Genomic DNA, 22,946 nt, shown 5'->3' with positions numbered 1-22,946 from the left:
GGCGGCGATCGCGCGAGGGCTTTCGCGCTAATCGCCTGGGTGTGCGGGATGGCTTGCGAGGGGTGCTGGCAACAGGGCTAGTGGCGCATCACCGGTCCCCGATGCCGCATGGTCACCTCCTGCCGGGCCACCAACTCCCGTTCCATCGCCTGCTGCATGGCCAGTTGCCTTGCCTCTTCATCCAGCTGCTGCGCCAGCTCCATGCTTTCCTCCCGGGGCGGTACGCGCGTCTCCATGTCCAGGGTCAGCGTGCGGTCGGGCATGCTGATCGTGATCTGATTGTCTTCAAGCTGCGCGTCCTGCACACAGCCGGGCCGGCGAAAACCCGCCCGCCGCACATCGCACGCCAGCACCGCGACCTGATCGTCGGATACCTGCATCGGCAACTTCACCCGCAGCTCGGCATATAACGGATCGTCCCCGGGCACGGGCGTACTCGCCCGCGGCTTGCGCACGGCCACCGGATGCGGCGAAGGCAGCAGTTCGCTGCGGTCTTCGGGGTGAATCTCATCGCGGGCACGCTGGCGTTCAAGCCGGAGCCTGTAGGTATCTTCCAGCCACGCGTGTGCGTCCGGATGCGTTACGCGGGTCATCAGCGGCGGATGTCGGGGCGTGACGGCTGCCTGCACGTGCGTCCACACACCCATGCGGTCGCGCTGGTAGTAGTCGTGCCTTGAGCCGATGAGCGTGGGATTCGTGTGTGGGCGCTCGATCGTCGCAGCGGAGTACGCGCTCATCATGTCCACACTGTAGCTGCGTTGTTCGCGTGCCGGCATGCTGTCCAGCGTGACGACCTCGGCGAGTGTCCTGGCCATGCGGTTTGCACCGCCAAAGCGGTTGTCGAGCATGCTTTTCCAGAGCGCCTCGGTCTTGATCTCAGCGCCTCTTTCGTCGATGCGAAGAGCCTGAAGGACTTTGCGCGGGGTCCACGCATCGCGATCCACGTGGATATTGTCGAAGCTCTGATCGTGAGCCGTCTGTACATGTCTGACCGGCAGATTGAGGGCCAGATCTGCGCGATGATGAGTGTTCATCCACTCACGACGAAAGGACAGATCTTGTCTGATCAAATCCACGCCAAAGGCGTCCCATTCGCGCTCGGTCAGCACCCTGCCGTTATGGGTCCTTACATACTCCCGTGCATACAGATTGGCGACCGCGCCGGGCATGTTGTCGTTGCGGACCACGCCCAGAGCGAGAAGACCATAGCCATCGTTTCCGGGGAGACTGGCCAGGTAGTTCCAGTAGCGTTCGCGATTTCCCCTGCCAGCGTAGTAGGCAAGTATTCGCAGGTCTTTCTCGGTCAACCCTGCAAGCGCGGCCGTCATGCATGGACCTCGGCGTTCTTGAGCAGTGCACGAACATGCGCTTCAAACTGCGCCCAGTACGGCAGCAACACGCGCATGTAGGCGATCGAGACATGGGCTTTGTACTCAGGAATCAAAAACTCGTGAGTGCAATTGGACCGGCGACCGTCGCGCTCGATGTCATCGATGACACGCCCCTGTTCGATATGCAGACCATCCGGGAAGAGGTACGAAGAGCAGCGGATGAACGTGGTGGGAATACCTTCCCTATCGAGCTGCACGAACCAGTCATCGTTGTTTTCCGGCTCGGAAGCGCGGCTATTGGGGCCGTGATATTTCGTATAGTGCGCCTTGATCTTGTCGAAGTTTGCGTAGTACGGCGTCAGCCCGTGGACCGGCTCACCCTTGATGCGCATATCCAGATTCCAGGCCGGATTGTCGCGTTGCTCCGGATCATCCTGACTCATCGGCTGGATCGATGTCATCATGATGGTTCGATACCCTTCGTCCGTTCGCCGTGATTCGTGTACGACCGTTATCTGCAGCGTTGAAAAATACGTTTCCGGGTCGTCGTGAAAATCCACGCCCATCGGTATTGGCTGCATGGCGGGCCAGCGTAAAGCGAGGTAAAGGATGTCCCGATCATCCTGACCGTCCTGCCAATTGAACAGGTTTTTGGGCAGCTGAAAGCGCTGCCTTCCCAGACACGCCTCCAGCATCTGATTCCCCGGACGCCGCGCGGGCGGACGGGCGCCGCACGGGTTCGGCCCCGTGGTGTCGTTGATCGGCACGGGGGAGGTGGTGCATGCCGCCATCAGGGAAGCGACAAGGGCGATGAGCGGTTTGGGCAGGGGCATGGGTTCTCCGGGAACATGAGGCGGCGGTGACAACGGTGGGGGGTACCGTGGCGTGCGGCTGAGTACCGCCTGGCGAATACCGGGGCCGGTGATCACTTGCTGACGTCGACGCAGGGTCATCAGCTCGGCGGACGTGGGCAGGCCAAAGGACGCCCGGCTGGCCCCCTGGGCCACATGCGCGTCGTGAAACACGTCCAGTGCCGCCCTCTGCGCCTCGGCCCCGGCAAGATGGGAGGGCGCCTGCACCACGCATCGGCTGAAGCGCCGCATCACCTCCGGCGTGGTTCGGTGGTAGACCGCCTGCAAATCTTCCAGCCCTTCGACGGTGGCGAGCCAGCGCAACGTGTGCGAGCCGTGGGTCAGGCTGTTCAGGCGACCGAACCCCTCCAGCTGATGGATCACGACCAGCGGCCGGGCCTGGGGATCGTGGTGGTGCAGGTGCGCGTGCCACTGGGCAACGAAGGTGTCGATCACCCGCGACGCGCCCCGACGCCGGTCGGCGGGGATATGCAGGTAGAGCGTCGTGCGGCGCGGATCGCGACGTGCAAACACATTCCCGCAGCGGTCCACGGCATCGCTGTCCGCGTGACGCGGCGCAAAGGGTGCCAGCGGCTCGCGCAGTTCCTGCCAGACCCTGGCGAGGGAAGCTGAGTCCAGGGCAAGCCACTCCTGGAGGGCATCGCGCGTGGAAGGCTTCAGCCCCGGATGATCGGCCAGCATCCTCAATGGGCGGTGATCCGGATCATCCTCGCACGCACGGCACACCCGACACAGGTCAGTCAGCGAGACGACGGTGCCCGGCTCGTCCCCTCCATGCAGCACGTCGTCCAGCGCGTAAATCAGCGTCACGAAGGCATGGCGGACCTGACTGGCAAGCAAAGGATGTCGCGACGACGTGGCGGGATACCAATGCGCGGCCAGTTGCCGTAACGCCTCGTCATCCCAGCCATGCGGTGTCCACGCCTGCCGCAGCGGATTCCACGCATGGCCACCGCCGAAGGGCATGACACTCACCACCGCGTCTCCACGGGCGGCACGCCATTGCGCCGTTGCCTTATAAGTGACGCTATCGGTGTCGATGACCAGCACCGGGCCATCGACATGCCGCAGCGTGGCCATCAGCGCCAGGCCCTTCAGGCGAGGTCCTGCCACCAGCACCGAGGCCGTCTCCGGCGCGAACAGATTTTGTCCGAAGCGTGACCCCATGGCGATGCTGCCTCTGCGCTGGCCTTGCCGCATCCACTCGCGAAGGCGCGGCTTTGCAAACGGAGGAACCGGGGCCGGCCAGCAAGTGCGCTGGTAGTCGTGCAATTGCCAGCCCAGCCACGCGAAGAGCAGCAGCGTGGGAAGGAAGCCCGCAAGGCTCCAGCAGAGAAGGCCGGTGGCGATCGGTTTGATGTTGGGGGCGCTGAGGTTGTTCCAGAGCACCAAGGTCATCAGGGGGCCATGCACCGGATGCCGAACGTTGTACACCCAGGAAATCAGGGCACTGGCTACGCTCATCGAAACGACCAGCGCAATGAATACAAAAACCAGCGCACAAAAACGTTTTGCCCATGGCTCCATGCCAGGTCCTCAAGAAGGTGAATACGATCCGTGTCCGACGATGATGGCATAGCGCTCGAACGCGCGCCGAGTCGATGGGCACACGTCACGGGTGGAAAGTGACGGGGTTGGCGGGTGCTTTGTGATGCGTCGTATCGGCAGTCAACGGTCCCGAAAAGCCACCATCAAATCCACGACAACGGGCGGCGGATCTCTCGCCCGGTCTGACCCTTGGGCGCCGCGCCACACCGAAGCCCTGCGATTGCGAGTCATTCGCATTTCTTCTAGTATGTAGGCCCTTACCGATCCGCCTCTCAGGGATTCAAGTCCGAACATGCGCGATACCGTCGACCGGCAACGCCGCGCGTTCTGGCTCAAACACCTGCATCAGTGGCACTGGATCAGCTCGGCGGTCTGCCTGCTGGCGCTGGTGCTGTTCGCGATGACGGGCTTTACGCTCAATCACGCGGGCAGCATCGAGGCGAAGCCGCGCGTGGACCATCGACAGGCCACGCTGCCGCCCGCGCTGCTGGCAACTCTGGATGCCCGGCAGAAGTCCGCGCCGCTTCCCGCGCCTGTGCGCGAATGGATCCAGTCGCAATGGCACGTCTCGTTGAATGGTCGCGATGCGGACTGGAGCGAGGACGAAATCTATCTCGCCCTGCCGCGCCCCGGCGGCGATGCATGGCTGAGCATTCAGCGCGAGAGCGGCGAGGTGGAGTACGAGCTTACCGATCGCGGCTGGGTGTCGTACTTCAATGATCTGCACAAGGGGCGCAACACCGGTCCTGTGTGGAGCTGGTTTATCGACATCTTCGCGCTTGCCTGCCTGATCTTCGCGATCACGGGCCTGTTCCTGCTGAAGATGCATGCCGCGCAGCGCGGTGCCACCTGGCCGATGGTGGCCCTGGGACTCGTGCTGCCACTGATCTTGATTCTGCTGTTTATTCATTGAAGGGGATTCCATGCGTCGTATTGCATTCGCTGTCGCCTGTTTTGCCGTGTCCGCTACGGCCGTTGCCGGCGACATGAACATCACTGTGGAAATTCCCACCCTGAAGGTGGCCGAATACCACCGTCCGTATGTCGCCGTGTGGCTGGAGCGCGAAGACCACACGGTCGCTGCCAATCTGGCGGTCTGGTACGACGTGAAGAAGGCCGATGGCGAAGGCACCAAGTGGCTGAAGGACATGCGCCAGTGGTGGCGTCGCACGGGACGCGAACAGACCATGCCCATCGACGGCGTGTCTGGCGCGACGCGCCCGGCCGGCCAGCACCAGCTGAAGTTTGTTGACGGCAAGGCGCCGCTCGGCACGCTGCCGCCCGGCAAGTACGAATTGGTAGTGGAGGCCGCGCGTGAAGTGGGTGGCCGTGAAATGCAGCGCATTCCGTTCGAGTGGCCGGTCAAGGCTTCCGCGCATCTCAGCGCGCAGGGCAAGGACGAACTCGGCCTTATCAGTCTCGACCTCAATCCCTGATCTTTCACCCGTTTTTCAAGGAGACGACCTGTGAAAACTTCCGCTCTGCGCGCGGCTCTCGCGCTTGCACTGATCCTTCCCGTCGCCGCGCATGCGCACAAGATGTGGATGGTTCCGTCCTCCACCGTGCTGTCCAGCGATGATGCCTGGGTGACTGTCGATGCGGCTATCTCCAATGATCTGTACTACCCGGATCACTTCCCGGCACAGCTCGATCAGCTGGTCATCACCGCGCCCGACGGCACGGTGGTGAAGCCGGAGAATTCCGCCACCGGCAAGTACCGCAGTACGTTCGACCTGCCCGTGCCGCAGAAGGGTACCTACCGCATCGCGCTGGTAAATCAGGGCCTGTTCGCCAACTACGAGATGGACGGCCAGAAGAAGCGCTGGCGCGGCAAGGCCGACGAATTCAAGACCGCCATTCCGGCGGGCGCGAAGAACGTGCAGGTCAGCGAAATGGCATCGCGTGTGGAAACCTTCGTGACCCAGGGCTCGCCGAGCACGGGTGCGCTGAAGCTCACCAACGTTGGCATGGAGCTGGTTCCGGTCACCCATCCCAATGACCTGGCCGTGGGCGAGCCGGCGAAGTTCCGACTCGTGGTGGACGGCAAGCCGGCCGCTAACGTGAAGGTGGCCGCCATCAACGGTGCCACGCGCTATCGCAACGCGCAGGACGAGATGGACACCACCACCGACAAGGATGGCAACTTCACCATCACGTTCCCGAGCGCGGGCATGTACTGGGTCAACGCCAGCGCTGAAGACACCCACACCAGCCTCAAGGAAGCCAAACAGCGTCGCCTTGGCTATACCGCCACGCTGGAAGTGCTTCCGCAGTAAGTGCCATGCAACCGAAGCCGCGCCCGGAGCGCGGCTTCGGTTTTTTATTCCTTCGCTGCCAGCGACGCCCATGAAACGCCTGATCCTTCTTTGTGCCGCCCTGTTGCTTCCCTTCGTTGCCACGGCCACGGATGTGCGCCGGTTTGAAGGCGAAGTCATGGGCACCACCTGGTCAGTGAATGCCGTGATGCCCGAGGGGACCGACCCGGAGTACATCCGCAAGGGCATCCAGGCCGAGGTCGACAAGGTCGATCTGCAGATGAGCACCTGGAAGCCGCAGTCCGACCTCAGCCGTTTCAACAACGCGCCGGCGGGCACCTGGCAGGTGCTGCCTCCCGAATTCTTTGACGTGCTGACCTACGCGCTGCAACTCGCGTCGTCGTCGGGTGGCGCGTATGACCCGACGGTGGGTCCGCTGGTCAACCTGTGGGGCTTTGGCCCCGACCGCCATCCCCACGACATACCCACGCCGGAAGCCATTGCGGCGGCGAAGCAGCGTGTGGGCTGGCAGCGCATCACGCTGGACCCGGCGGGCCGTCGTGCACGGCAGCCCGGTGGTGTGTACGTGGATCTGTCTTCGGTGGCCAAAGGTTACAGCGTTGACCAGGTGGCGCGCTGGCTGGATGCGCAGGGCGTGCACGCATATCTGGTGGAAGTGGGTGGCGAACTGCGCGCCCATGGCCGCAAGCCGGATGGTTCGTCCTGGCATGTGGGCATCGAACGTCCGGGCGCCGCTTCTGCGGCCGCTGGCGTGGATCAGATAGAGCGGATCATTTCACTGGATGATCGGGCCATCGCCACGTCGGGCGACTACCGCCATTTCTTCGAGACGGGCGGCAAGGTGTTTTCGCACCACATCGACCCGCGCACGGGATACCCCGTGAAGCACCGCATCGCATCGGTCAGCATTATTGCCGCCGATTGCATGCATGCCGATTCACTGGGCACCACCATGACGGTCCTCGGTCCCGAAGACGGCATGGCGTACGCGACGCAGCACGATATCGCGGTGCTTTTCGTGATTTACGGGGACAACGGCTTTGAAGAGCGCATGTCGCCGGCCTTCGCGGCAGCACAGAAGCCGTGACAGCGGAGCGCCGTGCCTGGGTGGGGCAATCGCTCATTGGCGCGGGCCTGCTCGTTGTCGCCGTTGTGCTGTGGCGATGGCATGCCGCGAGCATGTTGGCCATCACTCACGACGGTGAGCGAATTGGCTGGGCGCTTGCTGCGGCGATCCTCTGGGTAACGGGCACCGCTGCACTGATGCGGCGCGCGCCGGTCGCACGTCCTGTGCAGGCAACCGTGGCAGGCGTGTCGCAGGTACTTGTGGTGCACGCCTCGCAGACCGGTTTCGCCACTGAGCTTGCCCACCGCACGGCAGATGCCCTGCGCGACGCCGGGCTTGGCGTCGTCACCTGCGCCGTCGGTGAGCTGGATAGCGCCATGCTGAGTGCACACACGCGTGCGCTGTTCGTTGTAAGCACCACCGGCGAGGGCGATGCGCCCGACAGCGCCGTGGGCTTCCAGCGCGCGTTGATGAGCTCTCCGCGTGCGCTGTCGCACCTGCATTACGGCATCCTTGCGCTGGGTGATCGCGATTACGAGGATTTCTGCGCCTTCGGGCGTGATCTCGAGCACTGGCTGCATGCCTCCGGCGCGACGGCCCTCTTTGACCGGGTGGATGTGGATAACGGTGACGACGGTGCCTTGCGTCACTGGCAGGACCAGCTGCGCCAGCTGAGTGGCAATGCCGAGCTGCCGGACTGGCAGCGTCCCGCATACGGTGCGTGGCGGGTGAACGCGCGCCAGTTGCTCAATGCGGGCAGTCAGGGGCTGCCGTGCTTTCACGTGTCGCTGGTGCCGGACGATCTGGCGGCGCTGGACTGGCAGGCCGGTGACATTCTTGAAGTAGGTCCGAAGCACGGTGACGCTGTATTGCGCCGCTGGACAGAGCAGGCGGGCGTTGCGCCGGACGCTTCGCTGCTTGCAGCGCTGGCGTCCATGCACCTGCCCGAACCGGCTTCCGTGCGTGGCATGCCTGTGGCGGCGTGGCTGCCGACGCTGAGTGCGCTTCCACATCGGGAGTATTCCATTGCATCGGTTCCTGCGGATGGATCGCTCGATCTGGTCGTTCGTCAGCAGCGCGGCGCGGATGGCTCAAGTGGCCTGGGTTCGGGCTGGTTGACCGAGCATGTTTCCGTAGGCGGGCGGGTGGATGCACGTGTACGGCGCAATCCGGGTTTTCACGCGCCGTCTGATGATCGGCCAGTCATTCTGATAGGTAATGGCACGGGCATTGCCGGTCTTCGTGCACTTCTGAAGCAGCGCATGGCGCGTGGACACCGGCGCAACTGGTTGCTGTTCGGTGAGCGACAGGCGGCGGTGGATCGTCTTCATGTGGACGAGCTGGAGCGCTGGCAGCACGCGGGTGACATCGCGCAACTGGATCTCGTGTGGTCGCGTGACGGTGGGGCGGGGCGTTACGTGCAGGATGCCCTGCGTGCGAATGCGCCCATGTTGCGCACGTGGGTGGCCGAAGGCGCCAGCCTGTACGTTTGCGGCAGTCTGGCAGGCATGGCGCCTGCCGTGGACAGTGCGCTGCGCGAATCGCTGGGAGACGCAATGGTGGACACGCTGCTGGAAGCCGGTCGCTATCGCCGGGATGTTTACTGATCGGCAGAAGACTCCACCACGGCCAGCTCCACCAGTCCGTCACGGATACCAGCAAAGCGCAGTGTGCGAAGGTCCGTGACCCACTCCACACCGTCGCGCAATTCCTCGGGATGGTCGCCTGCTATGGCAATCACCCGCGCACCTGCGCCCAATCCCGCATCAATGCCCGCTGCCGCGTCTTCAAAAACAAGCGTATCGGCCGGTGCGACGCCAAAGCGCCGTGCGCCTTCCATGTAGCCTTCCGGATCAGGCTTCCCTTCGCGCACGTCGTCACCACACACCATGAGCGGAGGCGGCGCGATTCCCGCGCTCTGCAAGCGTGCATGGGCCAGCTCGCGATCCGCCGAGGTGACGATGGTCCACTTGTCGGCCGGCAGTGATGCCAGCAGCTCGTGCGCGCCAGGGATGGGAACGATGCCGTCGGTCTGTTCGAGCTCCAGCTGATATAGCCGGGCTGTTTCCACTGCAATATCGACGCCTGCCGGAGCGAAACTGCGTACCGAGTCGGCGAGGCGCACGCCATGCAGCCGAGGCAGCACGTAGTGCCAGTCGACGCCGTGCTCATCGCACCAGGCTTTCCATATGCGTTCGACCGCGATGCGCGAGTCGATCAGTGTGCCGTCCATGTCGAACAGCAGGGCTTTGCATGCAATGACGCTGCCTGGGGTCAGGCGCATAAGAACTCCGGGAAGGGGATAGTCGATGCGACAAGACCACCACCTTACCGGAGCGACGCCCGTTCGTCAGCGCGCAGCCTGTGCCACGTGATCGCGAAGCGCTTCATCTAATACGCGTTGAACGTTCTGCTGCGCTTTCTGCGCGGCTTCCCGCTGCTGCTGGCCGAGTGCGGCCTGCTGTTTGCCAAGCTCGGCCTGCTGGAGACCCAGGGCGCGTTGCTGTTCACCTACCTTGCGCTGTTCGTCGCCGATTTTCTTTTGTTCGGCCTGCATGGCAATGGCGACATCAGGTTGATTCGGATCGGAGGCGCGGTAGGAGAGTTCCGCCTGGGTGGCGCTGAGCCGTGCCTGGGCGTGGCCGATGGCGGCCTGCTGCTGGCCGATCATGCGTTGCTTTTCTCCGATGTCCCTTTGTTTATCGGCTAACGACTGCTGCTTGCCGCTCAGGTCATTCACAGACGCAAACGCGCTCTGAACCCTGCGGACGTAAGCCGGGTCACGTACAACCCACTCGCTGTCCCCGCGACGAAACCACAGCAGGGCCTCATCGCCTTTGCGCTGTCGCGTCGCATGTTCTGCATCCCGCGTGCTGCCGCTCATGAACATCGAATGGCCGTCCATCAATACATAGGCGGTATTCGTGTCGTCGTTGAGCGTGACCACACTGTGTGTGTATGTACCGCCCAGCGGCGGCGGCATGGCGGGACGTGCCGGTCGGGCAGGTGCTACGTCGGGGGCCATGGGTGCCATCGGAGCTGGCGGCGGGGGCGGGGGCGGCAGGCTTGCCATGGGTGCCATCGGCGCCACTGACGCGATGGAGGCCACTGGCGCCACCGGACGCACGGGTGCCACGTCAGGTACAGGGGGCACGGCGTTTACTGTGGGCACGGTGTCCTGTGTGGAAGCCACAACACGCCATGGGGCGACGCCCGCCACGGCGACGACGGCAACGAGCGTCCATGCGAGTGCACGGGAGGAAGTGTCATGAACCTGGCCAAGCATGGTGAGTCTCCGCTTGAGTGTGGCAAAGGTGGGGGAGGCGCCGCCGAGTGCATGGCGCGTTTCAGGCGATACGCCCAACCGCACGAGTAGCCGTCCATAGGCCTGCGGCACCTGACGTCCGCGGCCGATCACTTCGGCATCGCACGCCGCTTCCCGGGAAAGGCCGTATTCACGCGCGGCCAGGTGGGCCAGCGGATGAAAGAAGAAAAGTGCGCGTGCCGCGGCGGGAATCCAGCCCAGCCACAGGTCACCGCGTCGTACGTGAGCCAGTTCGTGCAGCAGCGCCATTTCCAGTTCGTCGTCGCCCAGTGTGTGTTCCGTGGGCAGGAGGATGGCGGGCCGAAGGACGCCCACGACCTGTGGCGAGGTCACTTCATCGGAACACAGCAATGCGGGTGAACGACGCATGCCCAGGCGGCGGGCACGCTGCGACACGAGTGTTTCGATACGGATATCGTCGTGGGGCATGGCACGCGCCACGCATCCGCGAACCCGGCGCCACTGCACGAACGCCACAACGCATTGCGCAGCCACGACCAGCGCCCAGGCCAGCATCAGCCATGCGGCCCACGAAAGAGATGCGGCTGGCTCTGCCACGACGGGCGGCACGACATCGCCGGCAGCGGGCGCGAAGGTCGTGATGAGGGAGGTTACCGCCGCGCCCTGTATTGCAGGCTTGAGCAACGGCAGCGACCAGCCCGGAGCCCCGGCGAGGCCGATGATCAGTTGAAGACCCACCAGCCACCACAGTAGTGCACGTGTCGCGGCAGACAGGCGGGGAACGCAACGCATGACAACGAAAATCAGCGCGCTAAGCACGCATGCCTGCACAGAGGCATACGCCAGACGTTGCAGCAGGGTTTCGGCCATGGCGTCCATGTCAGCGTGCCTTGCGCTTCGATTGCAGGGTGCTGACCAGCGCTTCCAGTTCGGCCAGTTCGTTGTCGCTGACTTCGCCGCGCTCGGACATCCACGCCACGAAGGGGGACACCGAACCACGCAGGGTCTTTTCTACGAAGCTGCCGACGGCACCGCGCATCACATCGGTCGCCCCGCTGCTGGCGCTGTAACGAAAGGCGCCTTCGGCACGACGGCGACCCAGATAGCCCTTCGTGCGCAGGCGTTCCATCATGGTCAGCACGGTAGAGCGCGCGAGGCCACGCGGTTCGCCGAAGCCTGCCTGCACGTCGGCGACAGAGCTTTTCGGATGCATGGACACGTATTCCAGGAGAGCCAGTTCCTGGTCGCCAATGGTTCGCTTGAGCACGGAAATCTCCCTGACTACAGATGTAGTCAGACTGCGCTTGACTACAGATGTAGTCAAGCATGACTTCCGGCACACGGCTGCTTTTACGTGACGCAGAAACCAAAACGCCCCCGCCAGAGGCGGGGGCGTTCGGAATGCTTTTTTGTCGCTGCGCGTCTACGCGTGATGCGTGACGTGCGCGTCAGATCAGGCTGCCGCGTCTTTGAGCTTCTTCAGCGGGCGAACCTTGACCTTGACCGATGCCGGCTTGGCGGCGAACCAGCGCTCTTCACCGGTGAACGGATCCTTGCCCTTGCGCTTCGGCTTGGCAGCAACGGCCACCGAGGTGATCTTCAGCAGGCCGGGCAGCGTGAAGGTACCTGCGCCCTTCTTGTGCACCGAAGCGCTGATGACGCTTTCGAGGGAAGCCAGAACGGCCTTCACGGACTTGCTCTCTACGCCGCTGATTTCAACGAGGTGAGCAACGAGGGTCGACTTCGACAGCGCTTCCTTGATCGGCTTGATCGCGGCGGGCGTCTTTGCAGCGGTCTTGGCGGCAGCCTTTGCAGGCGCCTTGGCGGCTTTCTTGGTCGCCGCCGATTTGGTGGTCTTGGCCATGGTTATCCTTGTCACTTGATCGAAAAGTGCGGCCTGTCCGGCCGGTGCCCCGCGGGCGACTCACTCTAGCGTTGCTTTGCGCCTTGGGAAATAGGGTAGAGCGGTTTTTTTTCTCGTTTCGACCCTTTTTTTAAGGTTCTTGACGAGCCCACGGGTTATAGAGCCCAAAACGTGAGGGCCAACTGAACCTGTTGCGCCGCGTCAGATTCCTGCGTACCACTCATATCCATTGTCTTCCCAATACCCGCCTTTACCGTCGCCGATGGATGCGAAAGAGTCGGTGAATTGAAGGCTGCGGATGTACTTGGCGTGCTTGTAACCGAGTTGCCGCTCTACGCGCAGGCGCAGGGGGGCGCCGTTCTGTACCGGCAAATCATGGCCGTTGAGCATGTAGGCAAGCAGGGTTTGCGGGTGGCGGGCTTCGGCAAGATCAATGCTCTCGTAGTACGGCGTGCCTTCCTCGTACTCGTCGTAGCAGTGAAAAACCACATAGCGGGCGCGCATATGCGGCCGCACAAAGTCCATCACCTGACGAAGCGGCGTGCCGGTCCATTTGCCGATAGCGCTCCAGCCCTCCACGCAGTCGTGCCGGGTGATCTGGGTACGCATGCCCAGCGCGCGAAGGTCGCTGATGGATAACAGCGCCGGCCGTTCCACCATGCCGCCTATCGCGAGGCGATAGTCGCGGAAGGCGTTGTTCAGCAGTGCGCGATAGTCGGGTGTGTCCGGCATGGTGCTGCCGTTGGGCTTGAATACCGCTGAAATATCGGCCTCGGTGAACTCTTTGGCGAGCACATCGCCGGGCGCGGCGATTTTTTGCGCAAGGTGGTTCAGTTTCTCCGCCTGGCTGAGGATACGCTCGCCGGTCTGGCTGTCGGAGATGCGGTCGCAGCCGGTGACGATGACGCCGCCCAGCGCGAGGGCGGTATGGCGCAGGAAACGGCGACGGTCAGTCATGCGGTGTCTCCTCCGGTGGCTGCTTCTTTACGCGGTAATAGCCGGTAATCATGCCTCGCAGCTGGTTTATCGGGCCGGTAAGAATCACTTCCACCACGTGGACCACCACGAAGGCGACGAAGCCGCAGGCAATGATGAAATGCAGCGTGCGCGCGGTCTGCCGTCCGCCGATCAGGTCCACCAGCGGTGACAGGACCGCATCCATGCGGGGCGACATGGCCAGCCCCATCAGCACGATGCCGCCACCGAAAATGAAGATCGCCACCAGGTACGCAATGCGTTGAAGCACGTTGTAGCGTAGCGCCTCGTCGCCTTCGGGGTGGCGCAGGCGCACGTGGTCCAGCACGGAGCGGCCAATGCCGCGCCAGTCGCGGCGCGTGGGGACAAGATCGCGCTGGAAATGCCGGCTGGCGACAGACCAGGCAACGTAACAAAGCCCGTTGATCACGAAGAGCCACGCAAAGAAGAAATGCCAGCGCCGCCCCATGGCCAGCCAGCCGGCGCCGGGAATCGTCGCCCAGGAGGGGAAGGCGCGGGCCTGCTCCTGTCCGTTGCTGCGTGAGACGCCCAGCACACCCGTGGTATCGAAAGAGGCGCTGCCTACCTGGGTGACGCCGCGCATGGGGCCGTCACCCTGGCGCTGCGCGTCGATTTTCAGGACTTCGGCCCCGGGGTCCGAGCGGTTCCCGAGGTACAGCGCCGGATGCGCATTGAAGATTTGCAGGCCGCTTCCCAGCAGTGCAAGCAGGCATGCCACGTTGATCCAGTGCATGACGCGCACGGGCCAGCGGTGTCGGTAAACGAGTCGGGAGGGGCTGGCGTCGTGCATGGCATCCGTCCGTTGAGGCTTGCCGGAGTATGGCGGTGTGTTGCCGGGACGTTGGACTGTGAGAGCTTGCCAGAGGCCGCGGCTTACGCACCGGCAAGGTCAGGGCTTACGCTTCCTGCCCTGTCTTTGCCCGGATAGTCAGGCAAGGCCGCGACGCTCTTGGGGCAAGTCTGGCACGATGCCGGATATACACGGCGTGAGTGCCGCCAACAACGCTCTCACGGCCGATATGCACACTGAGCAGACAATGACCGCCCAACTGACCGACCAGCACGGACGACGCAAGCGAAAACTGCGGATATCCCTTACGGATCGCTGCAATTTCCGTTGCTCGTACTGCATGCCCGAGCATCCGGACTGGTTGCCGCGTTCAAGCGTGCTGACGCTGGATGAGGTGGTCCGCCTGGCCGGATTGTTCGTGGACGAGGGCATCACGCAGATTCGGCTGACCGGCGGCGAGCCATTGCTGCGGCGGGACCTGGTCGAGTGCGTTCAGGCGATTTCGGCACTGCGCGCGCGTGGCCTCCAGCGCCTGTCCATGACGACCAACGCCTCGCGCATGGCGCCGCGCGCGCAGCAACTGGTGGACGCTGGGGTCGATGACTTCAACGTCAGCCTGGATGCCATCGACCCTGAAACCTTCCGCGCGCTTACCCGCGCGCCGGTTGAGCCGGTGCTCGACGGCATCAACGCGCTGGTCGCGGCAGGCGCCCGGATCAAACTGAACGCCGTGGTGGTGCGCGATGCCAACGAAAAGGACATCGTGCCGCTGTTGCAATGGGCCATGAGCCGCCAGCTGCCGCTTCGCTTCATCGAATACATGCCGCTGGACGCCCCGGGGCACTGGCAGCGGGGGCAGGTGGTCAGCGAGGCAGACATGCTGGCGGCCATCGCGCCGTTTCACCGGGTAGAGCGGCAACCACGCGGAAGCGACCCCGCTACGCCGTTTCTTATCGACGGTCATTACCCGCTTGGCATCATTTCCACGGTGTCCGACCCGTTTTGTTCCACCTGCGACCGCCTGCGCATCACGGCAACGGGCGAGCTGTATACCTGCCTGTTTTCGCCGGTCGGCACCCCGCTGGGGCACTTCCTTCGCGAGGGTGACGACGATGCCGCATTGCGCGAGCGCGTGCGCCGCGCGGTATGGCTGAAAGAAGCGGGCTACGCGGCGCATCCAGGTCCGGTGGATCGTCCCCTCACCATGCATGCGATGGGCGGTTGACCGCCTGCGCCGGAGAATTCATGGCTGTTGTTGTTTTCGAGCTTTTTGCGAATATGCGCAGGATTGCTGGCACGGATGAGTGTCGCGTTGACGTGGACGATGCGGTGCGCAGCGTGGCCGACGCGCTGGCTTCGCTGGCAGCGGCACGCCCGGATCTGGCGGGTCTGCTTGATCGCTGCGCATGCGTCAGCGGCGACACGGTGATCCGCCGTGCCGATGCCTTGCCCGTGGACGGGCGTATTGCGTTGCTTCCCCCCGTGGCAGGAGGTTGATGTGACGACGGACGATGTGCTGACGCACGAACCCATCGCGGTGGAACCGCTGCTGGCGCTGGATGCGTATCCGGACTGCGGCGGTCTGGCGATGTTCGTGGGAACGGTGCGGGATCATCACGAAGGACGTTCCGTTGATCGCCTTGTGTACACCGCCCACGCGCCCATGGCTGCGAAAATCATCCGCGAAGTGGAAGCGCAGACGCGCGAGCAGTTTGGCGTTGCCTATTGCCGCGTGCGCCACCGTCTGGGCGAATTGCGCATCGGTGACATTGCCATCGTGTGTGTGGTGCGCGCGGCGCATCGTGCCGAGGCGTTTGAGGCGTGCCGTCATGCGGTGGATGCGGTGAAGCACGGCGCACCCATCTGGAAAGAAGAGTTCTACACCGACGGCAGCAGCGCCTTTGTCGAAGGCTGCTGCATTCGCGACGACCTGAACGAGTCGGCGCCGCATTCCCACGCATCCACGAGCCACCATCACGCATGAAAGACGTCAGCCAGAAGCCCGACTCCCTGCGCAAGGCGCGCGCCACCGCCACGCTGCATGCGCCGGCCTCATGCATCCAGTTGCTTCGCTCGGGCGAGACGGAAAAGGGGGATGCGCTCAAGACCGCACGCGTCGCCGGCATCCTTGCCGCGAAGCGCACCGACGAGCTGATTCCGTTATGTCACCCGTTGCCCATTCATCGCGCAGAGGTGATTTACGAGCTCGGTGAACGTCACGTGCGCGTGATCGCTGAAGTGCAGACCATTGGCCCGACTGGTGTGGAGATGGAGGCGCTCGTGGCGGCGAACATGGCGGCGCTCACGTTGTACGACATGCTCAAGCCATACGCAGAGCCGGATGACCTGCACATCGAAGACTGCCGTCTGGAACGCAAGATCGGCGGCAAATCGCACTACAGGCGCGAGTTGTCCGCTGCACGCACGGCAGCGGTCGTGGTGCTGTCCGATACGGTGGCCAGCGGTGCGAAGCCGGATACGGCAGGCGTCGCGGTCAAGGATTCGCTGGAGGCCGCGGGTTTCTCGCCCGTGGATTACGTTGTACTTCCTGATGATGCCGGCCAGCTGGCCGATCATCTGCGCCAGTTGATTGATGCGGGCATCACCCTGATCGTCACCGTCGGTGGCACGGGCCTGGGGCCGCGTGACATCACGGTAGATGTGGTGCGCCCCATGATCGACGTGGATATTCCCGGAATCATGGAAACCGCGCGTGCTTTCGGTCAGCAGCGCATGCCGTACGCGATGCTGTCCCGTGGCGTGGCTGGCTACGCGCGCGAGTCCCTGGTGCTCACTTTTCCCGGCAGTCGCGCGGGTGCCCGGGAGTCGCTTGCGGCGGTGTTGCCGGGCGTGGTGCATCTGGTGGAAACCGGCCGTCAGGGTGGCGCGCATGCGGGTGGTTACACCAGGGAGAGTTGAATGTTGCTGGCCATTGAAGCCGCATTGGGTGAGTACCGCCGGCACGTGATGCGGCGTGACAGCGAGCGGGTTCCGGTCACCGCCGCGCTTGGCGCCGTGCTGGCCGAAGCGCCGGGTGCGCGCATTGCGTTGCCCCGCTTCACGCAAAGCGCGCTGGATGGTTACGCCCTATGCAGTGCGGATGGCCTGGCGCCGCGGGAACTCATCGGTACGTCGGCGGCGGGTGATCCGTCGCCCGCCCGCGTGGGGCCCGGGCTGGCTGTGCGCATCTACACCGGAGGCATGTTGCCGGAAGGTGCGGACGCCATTGCGCGGCAGGAGATCGTGGATCGCGATGGCGGCCGCATTCATCTGCGCGAAGCCGTCGCAGAGGGCACGGGCGTGCGCTACGCGGGCGAGGAGCTGGCAGCCGGTACAACGCTGGCGCTTACCGGCCAGCGTGTCACCTCGGGCCTTGTGGCCGCTTTGTGCATGGCGGGCGTGGACGAGGTGCTGGTGCGGCAGCGTCCGCGCATTGCGGTGCTGGTCACGGGCGATGAAATCCGCCGCGCTGGCGAACCGTTGGGGCCGGGGCAGGTTTACGACGCGAATGGTCCGCTTCTGCGCTCGTGGTTTGTAGAGCAGGGCTATGGCGAGCCGTCGGTGGTGTATGTGCCGGACGATGAAGAGGCGCTTGCCCGGGCGATGCAGCAGGCGCTGGACAGCGCCGATCTGGTGGTGACCAGTGGCGGTGTATCCGTGGGTGACCGCGACTTCGTGCCCGTGGTGGCCGAGCGTCTGGGGGTGTCCCGCGTGTTCTGGAAAGTGGCGCAGAAGCCGGGCAAGCCGCTGTGGTTCGGCATGCGCGGAAACACGGCATTGCTGGGCATGCCGGGCAATCCGGCGGCGGTGCTGGTGTGCCTGGCCGTGCACGCGCGGGCGGTGCTTGGACACATGGAAGGATTGACCGAGCCGATGCCGCAGTGGCGCTCGGGGGTGCTGTCGTCAGAGGTGGAAGCGGATGCCGAACGCGACCGACTGGTCCGCATGCGCATGATGGACCATGCCGGGACGGTGGAACTGGAAGTCCTGCCGAAGCAGGACTCCCACATGCTCAGCAATCTGGCGTCGGCACACGCACTGGTGTGGCTGCCGTCGCGAGAGTTGCCGTTTGCTGCCGGCGAGCGCGTGCGCTGGCTGGCGCTTTAGCGATTACCAGGATTTGACGTCGACCACGGTCACCGTGTAGTCGGACATGTCGGACTGGTAACGGAACAGACGGCCCAGATCGAACTCGACCGACTGGCCCGGGCTGATGTTGGACGTGCCTGCCGGCCAGCCCTGCTTGCTTGCCAGCACCTTGCCCGAAGCATCCTTCGCGTCGATGCGGATCTGCGCGGCCGCAGCTTCGGAGCACTTGTTGGCCAGCTGGCCCTTCATGCTGAAACGCGGCTGGCCCGAGCCCTGGGTGACCTTGACGGAGAAGCCGTCAACCGAGAAGTCCTTGGAGGCGCACGCGGCGTGGGCGCTGAGTGGGGCGGCGAGAAGAAGAGCAGCAGCAAGAGCGATTTTCATGACGTGCACCTGGAGGGAAGGGAAGACACCCTCGGGCGGAGGGCGTTACCCCCGTTTTCGGCAGGACATGACAGGACTTTAGGATTTATTTCGCTGCGCAGCAGGGGCGCCTGCGCGCGGCTTGCGCGTGGTTATCCGACAGCGGCTGGGGCGAAAAGATCGGCCACGGGCTCGCCAGCGGCAGGCTCAAACCAGCGGCGCACAGGCGCGAAACTGCGCCGGTGCGCATCGCACGGGCCCAGTCGTTCCAGGGCATCCAGGTGTTCGGGTACGCCGTAACCCTTGTGACGGGCAAAGCCGTAACCGGGATAACGGGCGTCCAGTTCATGCATGTGCCGGTCGCGGCTGACCTTGGCCAGGATGGATGCGGCGCTGATGGCCGGCTCGGTGGCATCGCCGCCAATCACGGCATGGGCCTGGCAGGGCAGTGTCTTCGGCAGGCGATTGCCGTCGATCAGCGCTACCTGCGGCGCGACAGACAGCCCCATCAGCGAGCGCGTCATGCCGGTCATCGTGGCCTGGAAGATGTTGATGCGGTCGATCTCGTCGCGCTCGACGAATACCACGGTGAACGCGAGGGCACGTTCGATGATGCGGTCGAAGAGCTTTTCGCGGACGCTTTCGTTCAACTGCTTGGAGTCGTTCAATCCGCGAATGGCACGCGCAGGGTCCAGAATGACGGCTGCCACCACGACGGGGCCTGCCAGCGGCCCGCGGCCAGCTTCGTCCACACCTGCGACGATGAGGCCAGGTTCAAGGCGGGAGCTGACGTTGCGTTTGCGCGGCATGGCAGGTGACCCGGTCAGCGCGTGGTGACTTCGCTGGGAAGCGAAGGGATCAGTTCGGCGATGGCTTCTGCGGCGTGGTCCGCGGCATGTCCTTCCAGGCCGCCGCGCAGTGCCTGATGCAGATATTCGAACGCGGCAACGATACCGCCACGGCGCTCGCTGTCGCCCAGCAGGTCCAGCGTGGCGCGGGCGAGATTGTCTGCCGTGCAGTCGTCCTGCATGAATTCGGGGGCGAGCAGGCGATTGCCGAGCCCGCAGGCGCGCGCCAGGATGTTGGGCAGCGCGTAGACGTCGGTCTTCAGCATTTTCAGCGCACGCGCGATGCGATAGCTGGTGGGCGCCACGCGGTAGCCCACCACCATGGGCCGCTTGGCCAGCATGGCTTCCAGCGTGGCAGTGCCCGAAGCCAGCAGCACCGTGTCGGCAGCCAGCATGGCTTCGTGCGAATGGCCGTCTACCAGCAGCGGCGCGGTAGCACCCGGAACGGCGAACGACGACAGCAACTGCGTCAGGCGAGCATGTACCGCCGGATTGGCGGCCGGCACCACGATGCGGACCTGCGGCATGGATGCCGCAACGCGGGCAGCCGCATCGAGAAAAATGGTGCCCAGCCGGTCAATTTCGCTGGGACGACTGCCGGGCAGCACGGCAAGCACCGGCGCATCCTGAGGCAGGCCAAGCGCATCGCGCGCGGCAGCCCGGTCGGCAACCAGCGGGAAACGGTCGGCCAGCGGGTGACCCACGAAGCGGGCATCGACGCCATGCTTCTGATAGATGGGCGGTTCCATCGGAAAGAGGCACAGCACGCGGTCGGCGGACTGGCCGATTTTCTCAGCGCGTTTTTCACGCCATGCCCAGACCGAGGGGCTGACGTAATGCACCGTGCGCAGGCCAGCGGCTTTGAGCTTGCGCTCCACGCCCAGATTGAAGTCCGGAGCGTCGATGCCCACCACGATATCCGGGCGTGCTGCGAGCAACTGTGCGGTCACATCCTTGCGCAGACGAAGCAGTCGCGGCAGATGCCGCAGCACTTCGGCAAAGCCCATGACGGAAAGCTCGCGGATGTCGTACCAGGATTCAAAGCCCTGAGCGAGCATGCGGGCGCCGCCAATACCGACAAAGCGGGCATCGGGGTAGCGACGCCGCAGGGCGAGGATCAGATCGGCGCCGAGCTGGTCACCGGAGTCTTCTCCGGCAACCAGTGCAATCAGGGGCGCCGACGCCATCGAGGTCGTGTTCTGCATGATGGTGTCCTCCTGCCTTGGGCGATACGAACCAGGGTGGCCATGACGGCCACCAAAGTTACCGCGCCAGCGAACGCTCGCTGCGATCAAGAAATTCGAGCATCGCGCGGACGTCGTCGCTGAGTTCCGCCTGCGCCAGCAACTGCTCGCGGGCTTCGGCCAGCGGCAGGCCGCCCATGTACAACGTGCGATAAGCGCGCTTGATGGCGGCGATGCGTGCGGTATCGAAACCGCGACGCTTCAGGCCTTCGCTGTTGATGCCACGCGGACGGCCGCGGGTTTCGTTGGCCATCATCACGAACGGGGGAACATCCGAGCCCACCAGGCAACCCATGCCGATGAACGCATGCGCGCCCACCTTGCAGAACTGGTGCACGCCGGAGTAGCCGGAAAGGATGGTCCAGTCGCCGATCTCCGCGTGCCCGGCCAGTGCCGAGTAGTTGGAGAACACCACGTTGTTGCCAACGAGGCAGTCGTGCGCGATATGCACGTAGGCCAGCAGCCAGTTGTCGTTGCCGACGCGGGTGACGCCGCCGCCCACGCCCGTGCCCCGGTTGATCGTGACGAATTCGCGGATGAGGTTGCGGTCGCCAATGATGACTTCCGAGCGCTCTCCTGCGAATTTCTTGTCCTGCGGCGCGCCGCCGATGGATGCGAACTGCGAGATGCGGTTATCGCGTCCGATCGTGGTCGGGCCTTCGATGACCACATGCGGGCCGATGACGGTGCCTTCGCCGATGACGACGTCGGCGCCAATGATGCTGTAGGCACCGATCGAGACGTTGTCAGCGATGCGGGCGTTCGGATCGACCTGCGCTGTGGTGTGAATCATTTGTCGCTCCTCGCGGCGCACATCAGTTCGCAGCAGGCAACCACCTTGCCGTCCACGAGCGCGCGTGCCTCGAACAGGCCCATGCCGCGGATCAGGCGCTTTAGCGAGACTTCCAGACGCAGCTGGTCGCCCGGGGCCACCACGGCGGAGAAGCGTGCGTTGTCCACCTTCACCAGGTAGAACAGCGGGCTGCCGCTCTGGCCGTCGATCTGGCTGGTGATCTGCGTGAGCAGACCGGCCGTCTGGGCCATGGCCTCGACGATCAGCACGCCAGGCATCACCGGGTGACCGGGGAAGTGGCCCTGGAAAAACGGCTCGTTGATCGTGACGTTCTTGATGGCCGCAATGGATTTGCCCGGCTCAATTTCGATCACCCGATCGACAAGCAGGAACGGGTAGCGGTGCGGCAGCAGCCGCTGAATCTGCTCCACGTTCACGGGAAGGGTCACGCCGGCTTGGGTTTCAGTCATTTCCTCTGTCCTTCTCAAGCGCCGTCAGGCGGCGCGCGTACTCGTCCAGGTGTTTCATGCGCGCAGCATTGCGGCGCCACTGACGATTTTCCTGCAAAGGCGTGCCCGACGAATACTCGCCTGGCTCGCGAATCGAACTGGTGACCAGGCTCTTGGCCGTGATGGTAACCCGGTCGGCCACTTCAAGGTGCCCGAGGATACCGGCGTTGCCGCCAATCAGGCAGTAGCGGCCGATCTTCGCGCTGCCGGCCACGGCCGAGCAGCCGGCCATCGCGGTATGCGCGCCGATATGCACGTTGTGGGCAATCTGGATCTGGTTGTCCAGGCGAACGTCCTCTTCCAGCACCGTGTCGTCCAGCGCGCCGCGGTCGATGGTGGTGTTGGCGCCGATCTCGCAATCGTCGCCGATGCGCACGCCGCCAAGCTGGGGCAGCTTCACCCAATGGTCGCGATCAAAGGCGAGGCCGAAGCCGTCCGAGCCAATCACGGCGCCGGGGTGAACCAGCACGCGTTGGCCCAGGGTGACGCGAATGACCAGGGTGACGCGCGCTACGAGACGGGAGTGAGCGCCCACGACGCAACCCGGACCAATGGAGCAGTGCGGGCCGAGAATGGCGCCGTCTTCGATGATCGCGCCATCTTCGATGACGCAGCACGGGCCGATGCTTGCCGTGGCGCTGACGCGCGCACTGGGCGAGACGACCGCGCTGGGGTGGATGCCACGCGGCGCTGCCGGATGTTTCTCGAACAGGGCGGCGATCTTTGCGTAGGCCACGTACGGATCGTGGGCCACCAGCGCGGCACCCGTGCGCGAGGGCAGGTCGGCTTCGCGTACCAGCACGATGCCCGCTCCGGTATCGGCCAGCTGCGAGGCGTATTTGGAGTTGGACAGGAAGGTGAGTTGCGTGGCCGTGGCACCCGCCAGCGTGCCCACGCCATCGACAGTGACCGAACCGTCACCGTGCGGCTGAAGGCCGAATCGCTCGGCCAGTTCGGCCAGCGTGTAGTGCGGATTCCCGCTCACGTCGTATCTCCCTGTTCTCGTGCAAAAAAAAGGGTGGCAGGACGTGAAGCCCTGCCACCCTGTCATTCTACTGACTCTTTACGCTT

Annotated in this window: 24 protein-coding genes; 10 read left to right on the top strand and 14 right to left on the bottom strand. The window is 64.3% G+C overall.

The window, feature by feature from the left end; all coding sequences use genetic code 11:
• Nucleotides 1-77 precede the first annotated feature (77 nt).
• Together FHW69_RS01845 and FHW69_RS01840 are read right to left on the bottom strand one after the other, a co-directional pair.
• Nucleotides 78-1,328 carry a hypothetical protein gene (locus tag FHW69_RS01845; RefSeq protein ID WP_183421312.1) on the bottom strand — a complete coding sequence of 417 codons (1,251 nt, stop codon included), beginning with the start codon at nt 1,326-1,328 and terminating at the stop codon, nt 78-80.
• The gene (locus FHW69_RS01840) at nt 1,325-3,730 is read right to left on the bottom strand and encodes a hypothetical protein (RefSeq protein ID WP_183421311.1); all 2,406 of its coding nucleotides are present in this window, start codon (nt 3,728-3,730) and stop codon (nt 1,325-1,327) included. The genes FHW69_RS01845 and FHW69_RS01840 overlap by 4 nt, the downstream gene beginning before the upstream one ends.
• Nucleotides 3,731-4,043: 313 nt before the next feature.
• On the opposite strand from FHW69_RS01840, the gene FHW69_RS01835 reads away from it, so the two are divergent.
• The 5 genes from FHW69_RS01835 (at nt 4,044) to FHW69_RS01815 (ending at nt 8,700) form a co-directional block, all read left to right on the top strand.
• Entirely contained in the window at nt 4,044-4,664 is a 621-nt protein-coding gene (locus tag FHW69_RS01835; RefSeq protein ID WP_183421310.1) for a PepSY-associated TM helix domain-containing protein, read from the top strand.
• Nucleotides 4,665-4,674: 10 nt separating this feature from the next.
• Complete coding sequence (locus FHW69_RS01830; protein WP_183421309.1) at nt 4,675-5,187, top strand: DUF2271 domain-containing protein; 513 nt, start codon at nt 4,675-4,677, stop codon at nt 5,185-5,187.
• A 30-nt stretch (nt 5,188-5,217) separates the two neighbouring features.
• Nucleotides 5,218-6,027 (top strand): DUF4198 domain-containing protein, encoded by an 810-nt coding sequence (locus FHW69_RS01825; RefSeq protein WP_343203943.1) that lies wholly within the window; start codon nt 5,218-5,220, stop codon nt 6,025-6,027.
• A 70-nt stretch (nt 6,028-6,097) separates the two neighbouring features.
• Nucleotides 6,098-7,114, top strand: coding sequence for an FAD:protein FMN transferase (locus FHW69_RS01820; protein WP_183421308.1), 1,017 nt, complete (start codon nt 6,098-6,100; stop codon nt 7,112-7,114).
• 92 nt (nt 7,115-7,206) lie between these two features.
• Nucleotides 7,207-8,700, top strand: a complete 1,494-nt coding sequence (locus FHW69_RS01815; protein WP_183421307.1) for a sulfite reductase subunit alpha — start codon at nt 7,207-7,209, stop codon at nt 8,698-8,700.
• On the opposite strand, the gene FHW69_RS01810 is transcribed toward FHW69_RS01815, so the two are convergent.
• The 6 genes from FHW69_RS01810 to FHW69_RS01785 all read right to left on the bottom strand — a co-directional run bounded on the left by FHW69_RS01810 (nt 8,694) and on the right by FHW69_RS01785 (nt 14,029).
• Nucleotides 8,694-9,377 carry an HAD-IA family hydrolase gene (locus FHW69_RS01810; RefSeq protein ID WP_183421306.1) on the bottom strand — a complete coding sequence of 228 codons (684 nt, stop codon included), beginning with the start codon at nt 9,375-9,377 and terminating at the stop codon, nt 8,694-8,696. The genes FHW69_RS01815 and FHW69_RS01810 overlap by 7 nt on opposite strands.
• 66 nt (nt 9,378-9,443) lie before the next feature.
• Nucleotides 9,444-11,258: a M56 family metallopeptidase gene (locus FHW69_RS01805; protein WP_183421305.1), complete on the bottom strand. Its 1,815-nt coding sequence runs from the start codon at nt 11,256-11,258 to the stop codon at nt 9,444-9,446.
• Between the two features lies 1 nt (nt 11,259).
• Entirely contained in the window at nt 11,260-11,646 is a 387-nt protein-coding gene (locus FHW69_RS01800) for a BlaI/MecI/CopY family transcriptional regulator (RefSeq protein WP_183421304.1), read from the bottom strand.
• Between the two features lie 186 nt (nt 11,647-11,832).
• Nucleotides 11,833-12,243 carry an HU family DNA-binding protein gene (locus tag FHW69_RS01795; protein ID WP_183421303.1) on the bottom strand — a complete coding sequence of 137 codons (411 nt, stop codon included), beginning with the start codon at nt 12,241-12,243 and terminating at the stop codon, nt 11,833-11,835.
• A gap of 201 nt (nt 12,244-12,444) precedes the next feature.
• Complete coding sequence (locus FHW69_RS01790; RefSeq protein WP_183421302.1) at nt 12,445-13,200, bottom strand: molybdopterin-dependent oxidoreductase; 756 nt, start codon at nt 13,198-13,200, stop codon at nt 12,445-12,447.
• A complete protein-coding gene (locus FHW69_RS01785; protein ID WP_183421301.1) occupies nt 13,193-14,029 on the bottom strand; it encodes a cytochrome b/b6 domain-containing protein in 837 nt (278 codons plus the stop codon). Before FHW69_RS01785 ends, FHW69_RS01790 begins: the two co-directional genes overlap by 8 nt.
• Before the next feature lie 247 nt (nt 14,030-14,276).
• Here FHW69_RS01785 and moaA point away from each other — a divergent pair, with 247 nt between their 5' ends.
• Genes moaA through FHW69_RS01760 form a run of 5 tightly spaced genes read left to right on the top strand, consistent with a single transcriptional unit; the run spans nt 14,277 to nt 18,136 of the window.
• Nucleotides 14,277-15,254, top strand: coding sequence for a GTP 3',8-cyclase MoaA (moaA, locus tag FHW69_RS01780; RefSeq protein WP_221195350.1), 978 nt, complete (start codon nt 14,277-14,279; stop codon nt 15,252-15,254).
• Between the two features lie 20 nt (nt 15,255-15,274).
• Nucleotides 15,275-15,526, top strand: a complete 252-nt coding sequence (locus FHW69_RS01775) for a MoaD/ThiS family protein (protein ID WP_183421300.1) — start codon at nt 15,275-15,277, stop codon at nt 15,524-15,526.
• Nucleotide 15,527: 1 nt separating this feature from the next.
• Nucleotides 15,528-16,013: a molybdenum cofactor biosynthesis protein MoaE gene (locus FHW69_RS01770; protein WP_343203942.1), complete on the top strand. Its 486-nt coding sequence runs from the start codon at nt 15,528-15,530 to the stop codon at nt 16,011-16,013.
• On the top strand, nt 16,010-16,948 hold the full coding sequence (moaCB, locus tag FHW69_RS01765; RefSeq protein ID WP_183421299.1) for a bifunctional molybdenum cofactor biosynthesis protein MoaC/MoaB: 939 nt from the start codon (nt 16,010-16,012) through the stop codon (nt 16,946-16,948). Before FHW69_RS01770 ends, moaCB begins: the two co-directional genes overlap by 4 nt.
• A complete protein-coding gene (locus FHW69_RS01760) occupies nt 16,949-18,136 on the top strand; it encodes a molybdopterin molybdotransferase MoeA (RefSeq protein WP_183421298.1) in 1,188 nt (395 codons plus the stop codon).
• A gap of 3 nt (nt 18,137-18,139) precedes the next feature.
• On the opposite strand, the gene FHW69_RS01755 is transcribed toward FHW69_RS01760, so the two are convergent.
• From FHW69_RS01755 to lpxD, 6 genes are all read right to left on the bottom strand, one after another.
• Nucleotides 18,140-18,502, bottom strand: coding sequence for a hypothetical protein (locus FHW69_RS01755; RefSeq protein WP_183421297.1), 363 nt, complete (start codon nt 18,500-18,502; stop codon nt 18,140-18,142).
• A gap of 131 nt (nt 18,503-18,633) precedes the next feature.
• Nucleotides 18,634-19,290 (bottom strand): ribonuclease HII, encoded by a 657-nt coding sequence (gene rnhB / locus FHW69_RS01750; RefSeq protein WP_183421296.1) that lies wholly within the window; start codon nt 19,288-19,290, stop codon nt 18,634-18,636.
• A gap of 14 nt (nt 19,291-19,304) precedes the next feature.
• Nucleotides 19,305-20,534: a lipid-A-disaccharide synthase gene (lpxB, locus tag FHW69_RS01745; RefSeq protein WP_183421295.1), complete on the bottom strand. Its 1,230-nt coding sequence runs from the start codon at nt 20,532-20,534 to the stop codon at nt 19,305-19,307.
• Between the two features lie 58 nt (nt 20,535-20,592).
• Nucleotides 20,593-21,366 (bottom strand): acyl-ACP--UDP-N-acetylglucosamine O-acyltransferase, encoded by a 774-nt coding sequence (lpxA, locus tag FHW69_RS01740; RefSeq protein ID WP_183421294.1) that lies wholly within the window; start codon nt 21,364-21,366, stop codon nt 20,593-20,595.
• Nucleotides 21,363-21,836 carry a 3-hydroxyacyl-ACP dehydratase FabZ gene (fabZ, locus tag FHW69_RS01735; RefSeq protein WP_183421293.1) on the bottom strand — a complete coding sequence of 158 codons (474 nt, stop codon included), beginning with the start codon at nt 21,834-21,836 and terminating at the stop codon, nt 21,363-21,365. The genes lpxA and fabZ overlap by 4 nt, the downstream gene beginning before the upstream one ends.
• Nucleotides 21,829-22,860 (bottom strand): UDP-3-O-(3-hydroxymyristoyl)glucosamine N-acyltransferase, encoded by a 1,032-nt coding sequence (gene lpxD / locus FHW69_RS01730; protein ID WP_343203941.1) that lies wholly within the window; start codon nt 22,858-22,860, stop codon nt 21,829-21,831. The genes fabZ and lpxD overlap by 8 nt, the downstream gene beginning before the upstream one ends.
• Nucleotides 22,861-22,946 lie beyond the last annotated feature (86 nt).

The organism is Luteibacter sp. Sphag1AF, from assembly GCF_014192715.1.
Classification (GTDB): Bacteria; Pseudomonadota; Gammaproteobacteria; order Xanthomonadales; family Rhodanobacteraceae; genus Luteibacter.
This window is presented reverse-complemented; position numbering and strand designations above follow the sequence as displayed.

Bases quoted from the DNA above. Each gene is read 5' to 3' on its own strand.
- FHW69_RS01845 (WP_183421312.1), bottom strand. From the start codon at position 1,328: ATGACGGCCGCGCTTGCAGGGTTGACCGAGAAAGACCTGCGAATACTT.
- FHW69_RS01840 (WP_183421311.1), bottom strand. From the start codon at position 3,730: ATGGAGCCATGGGCAAAACGTTTTTGTGCGCTGGTTTTTGTATTCATT.
- FHW69_RS01835 (WP_183421310.1), top strand. From the start codon at position 4,044: ATGCGCGATACCGTCGACCGGCAACGCCGCGCGTTCTGGCTCAAACAC.
- FHW69_RS01830 (WP_183421309.1), top strand. From the start codon at position 4,675: ATGCGTCGTATTGCATTCGCTGTCGCCTGTTTTGCCGTGTCCGCTACG.
- FHW69_RS01820 (WP_183421308.1), top strand. From the start codon at position 6,098: ATGAAACGCCTGATCCTTCTTTGTGCCGCCCTGTTGCTTCCCTTCGTT.
- FHW69_RS01815 (WP_183421307.1), top strand. From the start codon at position 7,207: ATGTTGGCCATCACTCACGACGGTGAGCGAATTGGCTGGGCGCTTGCT.
- FHW69_RS01810 (WP_183421306.1), bottom strand. From the start codon at position 9,377: ATGCGCCTGACCCCAGGCAGCGTCATTGCATGCAAAGCCCTGCTGTTC.
- FHW69_RS01805 (WP_183421305.1), bottom strand. From the start codon at position 11,258: ATGGACGCCATGGCCGAAACCCTGCTGCAACGTCTGGCGTATGCCTCT.
- FHW69_RS01795 (WP_183421303.1), bottom strand. From the start codon at position 12,243: ATGGCCAAGACCACCAAATCGGCGGCGACCAAGAAAGCCGCCAAGGCG.
- FHW69_RS01790 (WP_183421302.1), bottom strand. From the start codon at position 13,200: ATGACTGACCGTCGCCGTTTCCTGCGCCATACCGCCCTCGCGCTGGGC.
- FHW69_RS01785 (WP_183421301.1), bottom strand. From the start codon at position 14,029: ATGCACGACGCCAGCCCCTCCCGACTCGTTTACCGACACCGCTGGCCC.
- moaA (WP_221195350.1), top strand. From the start codon at position 14,277: ATGACCGCCCAACTGACCGACCAGCACGGACGACGCAAGCGAAAACTG.
- FHW69_RS01775 (WP_183421300.1), top strand. From the start codon at position 15,275: ATGGCTGTTGTTGTTTTCGAGCTTTTTGCGAATATGCGCAGGATTGCT.
- moaCB (WP_183421299.1), top strand. From the start codon at position 16,010: ATGAAAGACGTCAGCCAGAAGCCCGACTCCCTGCGCAAGGCGCGCGCC.
- FHW69_RS01760 (WP_183421298.1), top strand. From the start codon at position 16,949: ATGTTGCTGGCCATTGAAGCCGCATTGGGTGAGTACCGCCGGCACGTG.
- FHW69_RS01755 (WP_183421297.1), bottom strand. From the start codon at position 18,502: ATGAAAATCGCTCTTGCTGCTGCTCTTCTTCTCGCCGCCCCACTCAGC.
- rnhB (WP_183421296.1), bottom strand. From the start codon at position 19,290: ATGCCGCGCAAACGCAACGTCAGCTCCCGCCTTGAACCTGGCCTCATC.
- lpxB (WP_183421295.1), bottom strand. From the start codon at position 20,534: ATGCAGAACACGACCTCGATGGCGTCGGCGCCCCTGATTGCACTGGTT.
- lpxA (WP_183421294.1), bottom strand. From the start codon at position 21,366: ATGATTCACACCACAGCGCAGGTCGATCCGAACGCCCGCATCGCTGAC.
- fabZ (WP_183421293.1), bottom strand. From the start codon at position 21,836: ATGACTGAAACCCAAGCCGGCGTGACCCTTCCCGTGAACGTGGAGCAG.